The 11,975-nt window shown below is 66.7% G+C and carries 10 protein-coding genes; 4 read left to right on the forward strand and 6 right to left on the reverse strand.

Annotated elements, in window-relative coordinates:
• Window positions 1-2: 2 nt before the first annotated feature.
• Genes M9917_RS05075 through M9917_RS05090 form a run of 4 tightly spaced genes read right to left on the reverse strand, consistent with a single transcriptional unit; the run spans window position 3 to window position 4,490 of the window.
• Complete coding sequence (locus tag M9917_RS05075; RefSeq protein WP_297251459.1) at window positions 3-1,037, reverse strand: ABC transporter substrate-binding protein; 1,035 nt, start codon at window positions 1,035-1,037, stop codon at window positions 3-5.
• Window positions 1,038-1,064: 27 nt separating this feature from the next.
• The gene (locus M9917_RS05080) at window positions 1,065-2,789 is read right to left on the reverse strand and encodes an ABC transporter permease (protein ID WP_297251461.1); all 1,725 of its coding nucleotides are present in this window, start codon (window positions 2,787-2,789) and stop codon (window positions 1,065-1,067) included.
• Between the two features lie 20 nt (window positions 2,790-2,809).
• On the reverse strand, window positions 2,810-3,601 hold the full coding sequence (locus M9917_RS05085) for a FadR/GntR family transcriptional regulator (protein WP_297251463.1): 792 nt from the start codon (window positions 3,599-3,601) through the stop codon (window positions 2,810-2,812).
• Window positions 3,594-4,490: a Gfo/Idh/MocA family protein gene (locus tag M9917_RS05090; protein ID WP_297251464.1), complete on the reverse strand. Its 897-nt coding sequence runs from the start codon at window positions 4,488-4,490 to the stop codon at window positions 3,594-3,596. The genes M9917_RS05085 and M9917_RS05090 overlap by 8 nt, the downstream gene beginning before the upstream one ends.
• A 222-nt stretch (window positions 4,491-4,712) precedes the next feature.
• Between M9917_RS05090 and M9917_RS05095 the strand changes: the two genes are divergently transcribed.
• The gene (locus M9917_RS05095; RefSeq protein WP_297251466.1) at window positions 4,713-6,086 is read left to right on the forward strand and encodes an MmgE/PrpD family protein; all 1,374 of its coding nucleotides are present in this window, start codon (window positions 4,713-4,715) and stop codon (window positions 6,084-6,086) included.
• Window positions 6,087-6,102: 16 nt separating this feature from the next.
• Here the strand turns inward: M9917_RS05095 and M9917_RS05100 are convergent, their stop codons facing one another.
• Entirely contained in the window at window positions 6,103-7,632 is a 1,530-nt protein-coding gene (locus M9917_RS05100; protein ID WP_297251468.1) for a CoA-transferase, read from the reverse strand.
• A 161-nt stretch (window positions 7,633-7,793) separates the two neighbouring features.
• Between M9917_RS05100 and larE the strand changes: the two genes are divergently transcribed.
• A complete protein-coding gene (gene larE, locus M9917_RS05105; RefSeq protein ID WP_297251469.1) occupies window positions 7,794-8,570 on the forward strand; it encodes an ATP-dependent sacrificial sulfur transferase LarE in 777 nt (258 codons plus the stop codon).
• 6 nt (window positions 8,571-8,576) lie between these two features.
• On the opposite strand, the gene M9917_RS05110 is transcribed toward larE, so the two are convergent.
• Window positions 8,577-9,701, reverse strand: a complete 1,125-nt coding sequence (locus M9917_RS05110) for a mandelate racemase/muconate lactonizing enzyme family protein (protein WP_297251471.1) — start codon at window positions 9,699-9,701, stop codon at window positions 8,577-8,579.
• Between the two features lie 171 nt (window positions 9,702-9,872).
• On the opposite strand from M9917_RS05110, the gene M9917_RS05115 reads away from it, so the two are divergent.
• Both M9917_RS05115 and M9917_RS05120 read left to right on the forward strand, forming a co-directional pair.
• Window positions 9,873-10,736 (forward strand): aldo/keto reductase, encoded by an 864-nt coding sequence (locus M9917_RS05115; RefSeq protein ID WP_297251473.1) that lies wholly within the window; start codon window positions 9,873-9,875, stop codon window positions 10,734-10,736.
• A gap of 234 nt (window positions 10,737-10,970) precedes the next feature.
• Window positions 10,971-11,936, forward strand: coding sequence for a dihydrodipicolinate synthase family protein (locus M9917_RS05120; protein ID WP_297251476.1), 966 nt, complete (start codon window positions 10,971-10,973; stop codon window positions 11,934-11,936).
• Window positions 11,937-11,975: the final 39 nt, after the last annotated feature.

The following is an 11,975-nucleotide window of genomic DNA, read 5'->3' on the forward strand; positions in this document are numbered from 1 at the left end:
ACCTATCGCCCGATCGCGTCATGGAACTTCTTCGCCTGCGCCTTGCGATTGGCGGAGATGAAGGCGGAATCGACGGGAACGATCCTCACCTGATCGAGCGGCGTGCCATCCGGGTATTTATAGGCCACGTCGGTGCGGACCGGGGCGCCCCCGAGCGATTTCGGCATCAGCGCCTGTCCTTCCGGCGACAGCAGGAAATCGAGCCAGAGCTTGGCGCCGGCCGCGTTCTTGGCGCCCTTGACGACGGCGAAGGCCGAAAGCTCGCCGGGCGCTCCCTCCGTCGGCCAGACATTGCTCGTCGGCTCGCCGCGATTGGCGGCGGTCTGGGCGTTGGCGAGGAGCTGGACGGCGACCGGCCGCTCGCCGCTCACGGTCAGGTCGCGAATCGTGCCGTGCGAGGATTCGAGCCGCGGCTCGTTCGCCGCGAGGCGCTTGAAATAGTCCCAGCCGAATTTCGCCGGATCGGTCTTGCCGAGGTGGTCGGCGATGAACCAGATGAAGGACTGGACGGATTGCGAGCTGGCCGGATCGGCCAGCGCGATCTGCCCCTTCCATTTCGGATCGGTCAGGTCGGCCCAGCTTTTCGGCGCGTCGGCGGCGGTGATCTTCTTGGTGTTGTAGTGGATCAGGTAGAGGTTGACGAAGGCCGGCGTGAAGATGTGCGCCTTGTTCTGGAGCTCGGCCTTGACCTTCTCGACGCCCTTGGCGGCGTAGGGCTCGAAGGCGGAATGCCGCGTCTGGAGATAGTTCAGCGACGCATCGTTGAGGCCGACCGCATCGGCCTTGGGGCTGCCGGCCCGCAATTCCAGCTCGAGCGTCGCGACGAGCTCCTCGCCGGGCTGGTGGAAGTGGCTGATCTTGAGGCCGGGGTTCTGCTTCTCGAACGCGTCGATGAGCGGCTTCATCTGGCCGTTCTCATAGGCGGTGTAGAGCACCAGCGGCGTCTGCGCCCCGGCGCCCGCCGGCGCCAGGGCAGCCAGCGCGAGGCAAAATCCGCCGGCCATGAGCCCCCGGCGCATCGTCGATAGTCCAGCCATGTGCCTATCCTCCCTGTTATGCGGGCCTCAGCCGGTGAAGCCGAAGCCCGCCCGTTTGCCGATTGCTGCGGCGATGAACAAAAGTGAGCTGACGCAGACGAACATCGTGATGCCGAAGGCGCTGGCGGAGGCCAGGCCGCCATTGCCGTTCCAGATGTCGAGCAGCACGATCGACAGCGTCTGCGTCTGCAAGCCCTTCAGGATGACCGAGGCGCTCAGTTCCGGAAGCGCCAGGATGAAGACGAGGATCCAGGCGTAGATCAGCCCGTGCCGCATCAACGGCGCGGTGATCAGGAAGACGGTGCGCAGGGGGCCGGCCCCCGAGACGCGCGAGGCTTCCTCGAGCTCGGGCGGCAACTGCACGAGCGTGCTCTGGTTGGTCCTCACGCCGAAGGTGATGAAGCGGGTGAGATAGGCGACCAGCAGGATGCCGAAGGAGCCGTAGAACCCGAGCACGTTGAAGGGCGGGTTGAGGTAGACGACGATCAGCGCGATTCCGAGCGCGGTGCCCGGCACCGCGAGTGGCAGGATCGAGAGATAGTCCAGCACCGCGCGCCCCGGCGCCCTCGAGCGAACGAGCAGATAGGCGACGAGGAAACCCATGACGACGACCGCCGTCGCGCTCACCGCCGCCAGGGTGACGCTCAGCCGCGCGGCCGAGCGCACCGCGGGATTGGCGAAGACGACCGCATAGTTCTGGAGCGTCCAGTTTCCGGCGGAAAAGCCCTCGCCGACCGACTTCATCAGCGAGACCGCCAGCATCGCGCCATAAGGCACGATCAGGGCCAGCAGGCAGTAGACCGCGCCGAACACCGTCAGCACGACGGTGCCGGCTCCGAGATCGAACGGGCGATGGTTGAAGGATTTTCCGCCCATCGTGCGGAAGCGCTCCGCCTGCTGCGTGCTGCGGCGATAGAAGGCCAGCGCGACCAGGGACATCAGGATCAGGATCAGCGAGGCGACCGATGCCGCCTTGAAATCGAGCCGCAGCAGCGCCTCGCGGATCGAGATCGTCAGCACGTTCAGGCGCAGCATGTGCGGCGGGCCGTACATGGCTAGGCTTCCGGCGAAGGCGAGCAGCGCGCCCGACAGCAGCGCCGGACGCATCAGCGGCAGCGTGATGTCGAAGATGGTGCTGCGGATGCTGGCGCCCTGGACGCGCGCCGCCTCGTCGAGCGCCGGATCGAGATTGCGCAGAGCCGGCACCATGGTGAGGAAGACGAAGGACACGCCATGCGGCAGGGCCGTGAAGACGAGCCCCCAGAGCGAGAAGATGTTGAGCGGACCCGCCTCCCGGATGCCGAAGGAGGCGCGCAGGAGGACGTTAAGATAGCCCGCATTCGGGCCGGCCAGCGCGATATAGGCCATCGCCAGCAGGAAATCGGGGCTGACGAGGGAAATGATGATCGTCGCCTGAACGAGCCGCTTGCCCTTCATCGTCGTCCGGGCGACGCCGTAAGCCAGCGGGACGCCGATCAGGACGCTGAGGACGGCGACCCCGGCCGCGACGCCGAGGCTGTTGAGCGCTGCCAGCACGAGGCGCCGCTCCGACCAGAACGCGGCGACATTGGCCAGCGTCAGCGCGCCGTCCTCGTCGGTCAGCCCGTCGATGACCATGTAACCGATCGGCAAAGCGACGAGATAGAGCAGCCAGATCAGCGCCGCGGCCCAGGCGAGCCAGCCCAGGCTCCAGCCTGAATATCGGCCGGCGCCTGCCGTGCTGGTCGAGTCTGCGGATGCGATCGCGGTCATCGATGCTTCCCGGCGCGATGCTAATGCCTGGAGGAGGCAGGGCCGCGATCCTGCGAGAGCGCGAAGGCGATGTCGTAGAAATGCGTCTCCATGTGATACTGCGCCTTGCGCATGTCCCCGCAGGCGATGGCATCGAAGATCCGCCGGTGATGTCCGGCGGTCTCCTCCAGCCGTTCGTGATGGGGCAGCACTTCGGGATCGATCGCGCAGAACATCTGCCAGAACAGGTCCAGCAGGCCGCTGAGGGCTTCGTTGCCGTGGTCCTGATAGAGCAGCGCATGGAAGCGGCGGTCTTCCTCGTAGAAGTGCTCGCCGGCGGCCGCACGCTCCTCCATCCGCGTCACCGTGTCCTCGAGCGCGAGCATGGTCTGCGGCCCGATCTTGTGCATCGCGATCGGGAGAATAGAGACCTCAAGCGCCTGGCGGACCGCGAGCAGGTCGAGAATCCGGCTGTCGGACAAAGCGAAAATGCCGCCGAGGCTGCCGATCAGCGAGCTGAAGTTCAGCGGCATCAGGACCCGGCCGCTGCCCTGGCGCGTGACGACGGCGCCCAGCATCTCCAGCACGCTGAGAGCCTCGCGCACGACCGGACGGCTGATGCCGAGAATCGAACAGAATTCCGCCTCGGTCGGAAGCCTCTGCCCCGGCAGAATCTGCTTCTCGTGAATGACACGCATGACTCGACTGGTCAGCGTCTCCCGCAAGTTGCCAGACATCTCTTCCCTACCGTTTCTTGTTGCTCCGATTTTGCCGTCTATTTTAATGTCGTCAACTGAAGAAGTCAGATTCCTGGGCGAATATTTGTCAGACAACTTTCTGATCGTGTTTCTGGCTCAGTTCTGCTTTCTGAAGCCAGTCGACGACTTCGCGCCCCAGGGCCACGCCGCAGGGCAAGTCACGCCGGCCCGACCGGATCGCCTCGCTCAGCGCGCCCACGGCATGGCCGAAGACGCGGCTGCGCGAAAATTCCGGCTCCGGCAGGCTGATCGACCGCGTCGGCGAGACGAATCGATAGGAATTCGCGATGTCCTCCGGCTTGCTCTGCAGCGAGACCGAGATATCGGCGGTGCCCCCGCGACGGTGCCAGGTCTTCAGGCGGGTGACCCCACCCGTTTCCGCCTCGGCCTCGACGGCCTCGACCTCGCCCAGCATCGGAATCAGGACGGACAGGACATGGGGCGCGATATCCCAGAGCGCCGCGCCCGGCTCCCGGCGCCATTGCGAATTCGCATAGGGGCCGGCCCCGGCCATGGCGCCCGAATGCACCCTGACGAGGGCTTTCGTCCAGGCGTGCCCGCTCTCCCGTTCGATCATGGCGGCGATCTCGGGGATGAAGCGGCGCATGAAGAACACCAGCGCCACGAGCCGGTTTTCAGTCACTTCCTTTTCGATCAGCCGGGCGCTCGTGAGGTCGCGCGACAGTGGCTTCTCCACGATCATGTGCCTGCCCGCCCGCGCCGCCTGCAAGGCGAGACCCGCCTGAACGTCCGGCGGCACGGCCATGGTCAGCGCGTCGCATGAAGCGAGCAGATCCTCGAAGCTCGCGAAAGCCCGGACCCCCTTCTCGGCCGCGATCTCCCGGGCGACGGCGGCATTGCGCCCCCAGATGCCGACGACATCCGCCCCGGCATCCAGCAGCCCGGGGAGATGCACATGCCGCGCCCAATGGGCCGTGCCGACGACGCCGAAGCGGGGTGCCATGCTGCAAGGTTCCTAGAGCGATGCCGCGGCCGGGCGCGATCCGCGCCAAGACTTGACAGGGAATGATGTAAGCGCTCTCATGTTAGAGACCGGCAATGCCGGGCGTCAATCGCTTGTTCGCCTGCGTCCTGTCGAAGAGCAGCCCTTTGCAGACCAACCGCCGAGGCGAGAGGCAGCATCGCGCCGCGAGAGCGGCCGGCAGGCAGCGATGGAGAGACGGCGATGACGACGACAGAGCTTGCGAATCGGTATGGCCCGCGCGTCGCCGATCATGCGGCGACCGCGATGAGCCGGCCCCTGCCCGAGGAGGTCCGGGAAAAAGCCCGGCTTCATCTGCTCGATACGCTCGCCGCGATCGTCTCGGGCGCCCGGCTCGAGGCGGGCATGGCCGGGCAGCGCTATGCGCAGGGGCTGCAGGGTCCGCCGGTCGCGGCCATCCTCGGCACGGCGTTGCGCGCGCCGCTCGCCGAGGCCGTCCTGGCCAACGGCATGGCCGCCCATGCCGACGAATCCGACGATTCCCACGAGGACAGCCAGACGCATCCGGGATGCGGCGTGGTTCCGGCCGCCATCAGCGTCGCCGACGAGTTGGCGAGCTCCGGCGAAGCCCTGCTGCGGTCGGTCGTGCTGGGGTATGAGATGACGATCCGCTTCGCGCGCGCCTTCGGCAGCGGCATGACGTTCAAGAGCTCGTCGATGTCGAGCCATGCCTATGGCCCGCTGTTCGGCGCGGGCTATGCCGCCGGCGCGCTGATGGGCTTCGAGGAGCAGGATTTCGCGGCGCTGCTGAACTATCTCGCCCAGGAAGCCTCCGGCCTGACGACCTGGCGGCTCGACAAGGCCCATACCCTGAAGAGCTATGTCTTCGCCGGCATGCCGGCGATGAACGGGGCGAAGGCCGCAGCCCTGGTGCGCGCCGGCTTCACCGGCGGCGGCGACGCGCTCGATATGAGCGACCGCAACATGCTCGACGCGATCTGCCCGTCGCCGCGCCCCGAGGCCCTGACCGAGGGCCTCGGCACGCTCTTCACCATTCTGGAAACCGACATCAAGAAATACCCGATCGGCTATCCGATCGCGGCGCCCGTGGCGGCGCTCGAGACGATCATCGCCGAGCATGCGCCCCGCCCGGCCGACGTCACCGCGATCCGGACTTATTACAACGAGGACTGGTACAAGGTCGTCGGCGACAAGACCCTGATGCCCGACGTCAACATGCGCTATTGCCTGGCGATCACCATGCTGGACGGGCGCCTGACCTTCGACGCCTCGCATGACGCGGCCCGGATGCACGATGACGATGTCGTCGCGATGGGGCGCCGGATCCAGTTCCTCGGCCCGACGCCGGGGCTCGAACGCTTCGCCGTCGAGGTCGAGGTCGATGCCGGCGGCAGGACCTATCGCGCCTTCCAGGACCGCAACGTCCTGGGCCGCTTCGAAAACCCGATGACGCGCGCTCAGGTCGAGGCAAAGGCGCTGGAGCTCTTGGTGACGGCGCTTCCGGCCGCGCAGGCGCGCGAGGTCGTCGCGCTGACCGCGCGGATCGAGGAGCTCCGCGACGTGCGCGAGCTGATACGCGCGATGACGATCCGCTGACGGCGGGAGGCGCCGCTCAGGCCGCGGCCCAGCCGAACAGCTCCGGGGGCATGATCTTCAGCTCGGGCGCGATCGTGATCGGGAACAGGATCTGGGCGCGGATGTCCTCGTCGAGGCGAATGCCCGGCGCGATCCGGACCAGGCGGAAACCGTCGCCGTCGACGACGAAGATGCCGCGCTCGGTCACCAGCGTGATCGAGCGACCCTGCGCGAAGGCGCGCGGACCGTTGAAGGTCACCTGCTCGACCTTCGGAACGAAACGCTTGATCCGCCCTTCCGCCTGGATCGAGACGCCGTCGCGCGAAAAGCTTTCGGCGAGGCCCCCGGTCGTCAGGGTTCCGCAGAAGATCAGGTTGCGGATGCCGTGGGTGATGTTGATGAAGCCGCCGCTGCCGGGAAGCATGCCTGCGAAACGGCTGACATTGACGTTGCCGTGCCGGTCGACCTCGCCGAAGGACAAAACCGAGACATCGGCGGCGCCGCCCTCGTAGATCTGGAAGACCTCGTGCTGCTCGAGGATCATCTCGACATTGCGCGAGACGCCGCCGACCTGCGGCCAGCCGCCCATCGGCCCCTGCTCGACGCTGAAATAGATGTCGTCGCGCCCCATCAGCCGCGCCGCTTCGGGCACGTCGTACATCGGTATCCCGGCGCCGAGATTGACCATCGCGCCCTGGGGCAGATCGGCGACCACCGCGCGCGCGATGACGTCGCGCGCCAGACCGCGATCGACCGGCGCGGGCAAGGCCTCGCGCCGGGCGCCGGTCAGGATCGGGTCCTGCTCGTCCTCCCAGGCCTCGGGCTGGACGACGACGGCGTCGACGAAGGCGCCCGGAATCCGGCCCATCCGGGGATGGATCTCGCCGACGGGCACGATGCGGTTGACCTCGGCGATCACCTTGCCGCCGCAGCCGCGCGCCGCCAGCGCGATCTCGAAGACGCCATGGTCGAAGGCTTCCCGGTCGAAGAAGAGATTGCCGCGCGCGTCGGCCGCGCTCGCCTTGATCAAGGCGACGTCGACCGGAAGGCGCGGATAGAAGATCATCTCGTGGCCGGCGACCTCGACGATCCGGCTCAAGGGCTCGGCGGCGGCGGCATTGACCCGCCCGGCTTCGTCGCGGGGGTCGACATAGGTGCCGAGCCCGACCTCGGTCAAAAGCCCCGGCCGGCCGGCGCCGATCGCGCGCAGCCACTGCACGATCGTCCCCATCGGGAAGTTGTAGGCCGCCACCTCATTGCCGACGATCGCCTGATTGAGCTCGCGCGTGGCGGAACGGCTGAAACTCGACACGATGATGCGCTTCATCAGCCCGGCTCTCGCGATGCGGTTGAGGCCGGTGCCCTCGCCGCCCTTGCCGCTGCGGCCGCGCTCGAGCATCGCAACCGCGATGATGGTCAGATCGCGCGGCGATCCGCTTCGCGCGAATTCCTCCGCCAGCGCCGCGATCAGCGTTTCCGGAACGACGCGGTAGCCCCCGCCGGAAATGGCGACGGTCATGCCGGGCCTGATGACGGAGACGGCCTCGCGCGCTTCGATGACTTTCACTTCGCCTCACCCTTCGGCCTTGTCGCGTCCGCTATGTAACCGCTTACTCTTCGGACCCGGAACGGTCAAGAACGCGGTTGACCGCGCCGGTTCATTGCGCCTTTCATGAGCCCTATCAGCGCGTGGCGCAGAACGCAGCCACCGTAAGCGGTGCCACTTCCATGACGAACGCAGAGCGATTGCTCGAAGCCTTGGACCAGCGGGGCCGTATCGCGATCGCCTTGAGCGGCGGCGTCGACAGCATGACGCTGGCGACCGTCGCGCATCGCCGCGCGCGGACGCCGCCGGCCCTGTTCCATGCGGTGTCGCCGGCGGTGCCGGCGGCGGCCACGGCGCTGGTGCGGCGTTTCGCAGCCGGCGAAGGCTGGGACCTGACCGTTCTGGACGCGCGGGAGTTCGACGATCCCGCCTATCGCGCCAACCCGGTAAACCGCTGCTATTTCTGTAAGACCAATCTCTACGGGCGAATCCGCTCGGTGACGGCGCTGACGATCGCCTCGGGCACCAATCTCGACGATCTCGGCGACTTCCGCCCCGGGCTGAAGGCCGCCGACGAGCACGGCGTCATCCATCCTTTCGTGATCGCCGGGATCGCGAAGGCGCAGATCCGCGAGCTGGCGCGGCATGAAGGTCTCGGCGATGTCGCCGAGCTGCCGGCCCAGCCCTGCCTGTCGAGCCGCGTCGAGACCGGCATCGCCATCGATGCGAAAGACCTCGCTTTCATCGAAGCGACGGAGGCGGCGCTTTCCGCGCTGGTCGAGCGCCGGGCGACGCTGCGCTGCCGGCTGCGCCGGGAGGGCGTGACGATCGAGGTCGAGGACGTGCCGGAGCAGCATCTTCCGGCGATGGAAGCGCTTGCGCGCCGACGCTGCCTTGAGGCCGGCCGAAGCTTCGCGGGCCTGCGCCCCTATCGCAAATCCTCCGCCTTCATCCGGTGAAGCCGGTCAGCCGTGGCTGAGCGGCGAGGTCTCGTCATGCTCGTGGATGAAATCCATGTCGAGCGCCAGGCCGAGGCCGGGCAGATCCGGCACGTGCATGTAGCCGTCGACCGGGACGGGCGCGTCCTTGAAGAGCTTCGCCGTGATGTCCTCGAACATCAGCAGACGCTCGAGGAACAAGCCGTTGGGCACCGCGGCGACGAGGTGGAGATGGATGTTCTCCATCGCATGCGGCGCGAATTTCACGTTCCAGGCTTCGGTCAGCGCCGCGCATTTCAGCATTTCGGTATATCCGCCGACGCGCGCGCCATCGACCTGGACGATATCGACGGCGTCATGGATCAGCAGGTCGCGCAGGCCGAACTTGGTGTATTCGTGCTCGCCGGTTCCCAGCGGAATGTCGGTGCCGCGCTTGAAGCGGGCGAGCCCGGGGATGTCGTCGGCGAAAACCGGCTCCTCGAACAGCATGATGTCGTATTCGCGAATATTGTTCGCGAGCTGGATCGCCGTCGCGGCATCGAAGCAGTTGTTGGCGTCGACCAGCAGGTCGATGTCGGGGCCGACCGCCTCGCGCACCTTGCGGACGCGCTGGACATCGCGGCGCGGGTTTCGCCCGCCCTCGTAGCCGAGCTTGAACTTGATCGTCCTGAAGCCGCGCGAGACCATGCCCTTCATCTCCGCGACGAGCTCCTCGTCGGAGTAGGACGTCCAGCCGCCGCTGGCATAGACCGGCACCCTGGTCCGGTTTCCGCCGAGCAGCCTGTAGAGCGGCAGGCCCGTGATCTTTCCCTTCAGATCCCAGAGCGCGATGTCGACCGCGCTGAGCGCGCAATACATCAAGCCCTTGCGACCGACGCCGCGCAGATAGTGGAAGAACTCGTGCCAGATCGCGTCCGTCTCGAGCGGATCGCGGCCGATCAGCCGCGGCGCCATGTTGCGGTTGATGAGCGCTGAGGTCGCTTCGCCGCCGACCTCGTGATAGGTGATGCCGATGCCTTCGAGACCGCTATCGGTCGTCACGCGGACCACGAGATAGCCAATGGTTTCGACCTTGCGCGTCGCATCCGCGAAGCCGCCGGTCACCGGCGTCGAGACCAGATGGACGTCGAGCTTCCTGATTCTGTGCTTCATCGGCCGCCCCGGCATGCGTATAGTCGCCAGTTGTATGTATTGACAGATTATCCAGGTCAATCCTTATCGGGATAAGAATATGTCAGACAACTTTCTTGCTTTCAAAGCATATGCGGGCCCTATGATGCGTCATCATCGTTCCGAAGCTGCCGCGCGACCGGGAGCCGGCTCATGAAGATTCTGGACGCCCATGGCGCGCGGATTCCGGCCATCGGCTTCGGCACGGGCTCGCTGCCGGGGCAAGCCTGCATCGAGGCCGTGGGGCAGGCGCTTAAAGCCGGCTACCGGCATCTCGACTGCGCCGCGAGCTACGGCAATGAGGCGCAGGTCGGGCAGGCGATCAAGGCCTCCGGCCTGCCGCGCGAGGAGCTGTTCCTGACGACGAAGGTCTGGCCCGGGCAGTTCCGCGAAGCCGACATGATCAAAGCCGCGGAAGCCAGCCTGAAAGCGCTCGGCGTCGACCGGGTCGATCTCTTCCTGCTGCATTGGCCGGATCCCGCCGTCGCTCTCCCGGACACGATCCGCGCCCTGAACGGAATCGCCCGGCGGGGCCTGACCCGGCATATCGGCGTCTCGAATTTCACGACCGCGTTGCTGGCGCAGGCCTGGGCGGCGACGGAAGCTCCGCTCGTCGCCAATCAATGCGAATATCACCCGGGCCTCGACCAGAGTGCCGTGATCGCGGCCTGCCGCGGCCGGGGCATGGCCTTCGTCTCCTACATGCCGCTCGGCCGGTGCGAGGTGCTCGCGCTGCCGCTGCTGGGCGAGATCGGCCGGCGCGTCGGCAAGTCGCCGGCCCAGGTCGCGCTGCGCTGGCTCCTGCAGCAGGACGGCGTGGCCGCGATCCCCAAGAGCACCGATCCGCAGCGCATGCGCGAGAACCTCGCGCTGTTCGATTTCGTGCTGTCGCCGGAGGATATGGCGGCGATCTCCGCGCTGGCACGGCCCGACGGGCGGATGATCCCGTTTCCACGGGCACGGCGGCCAGACGGCAGCGTCCAGGAGTTCCGCGACCTGGCACCGGTCTGGGATTGAGGCTGCCTGCCGGCCGGCAAGCGCGTGCTCGGCAATGTAAGCGCGCATCATCTTGACAGCCGTTTTGACAGTTTCTTTCGCCGATTTCCACGCGAATTATCCCAGATGCGGCAGGCATCGGCTTTCCCGCGATGCATGTAAGCGGTTGTTGACAACGGTCGACGGGCGCCGATACTGACTTCGTCAGGATCGGCCTCAGCGCGGCAGACGCCGCCTTTCCCAGGGAAAGAAACGATGTCCAACGATTTTACGTCCGGGGTCATCGCAGCGCCGGTTCTGCCGTTTCACGACGACGGCACCATCGATTGGCCGAGCTATGAAACCTATATCGCGCAAGTGGCCGAAGGCGGCGCGCGGGCGATCGCCATGAACATGGCGGCCAGCGAAGGCGGTTCCCTGACACCCGACGAGCAGTCGCAGGTCATCCGCCGCACGAAATCCGTTCTCGACGGCGCCTGCCCGGTGATTTCGGGCGTGCTGTCCGGCTACACGATCGGAGCGGTCGCCACGGCGAAGCGCATGGTCGATGCCGGGGCCGACGGCCTCGTGATCTTCCCGAGCTTGCCGACCTTCATTCCCAAGCCGATCCCGATCGACATGCTCGTCGAGTTTCATGCCGATATCGCGGCCGCGGTCGATGTGCCCGTCATCGCCTTCCAGACCTCCAATTCGGACTATCCGCAGGGGACCCTGACGGAGCTGGCGAAGATCCCGAATCTCGTCGCGGTCAAGGACGCCGCCTTCAGCTTCGAGAAGGCCTCGGCGATCGTCGACGAGGTCAAGGGGCTGAACGGGCGCATCGCCGTCCTGACCGGCAACGACACCTTCATCCTCGAAAACATGCTGCTGGGTGCGTCAGGCGCGCTGATCGGCTTCGCCGGGACGGCAACCGCAGCACTGGTGCGGATGCAGGAGCTCGCGGCAAAGGGCGCCATCACGGAAGCCTACGCCATCTGGTTCAAGCTCGGGCCCCTGGCCCGGCTATGCTGGACGGCACCGCTGCGCGACTATCGGGTGCGGATGAAATACGTGCTGATGCGCCAGGGCATCCTGCCCAATTGCGTCGCCCGCAAGCCGCAACCCGCGATCACGCAAGCCGACCGCGACGCGATCGACCGCTGCTTCGAAGCGCACGGGCTCGACGATCCGGCCTATCTGCCGGCCGGCCGCAGGCGCGCGCCGCTGAAGGCCGCGTCCTGAGCGCCTCGCGCCGGCTGGTGACGTCACGACTGGAGACAA

It is taken from the genome of Bosea sp. (in: a-proteobacteria) (assembly GCF_023953965.1).
Taxonomy (GTDB): Bacteria; Pseudomonadota; Alphaproteobacteria; order Rhizobiales; family Beijerinckiaceae; genus Allobosea.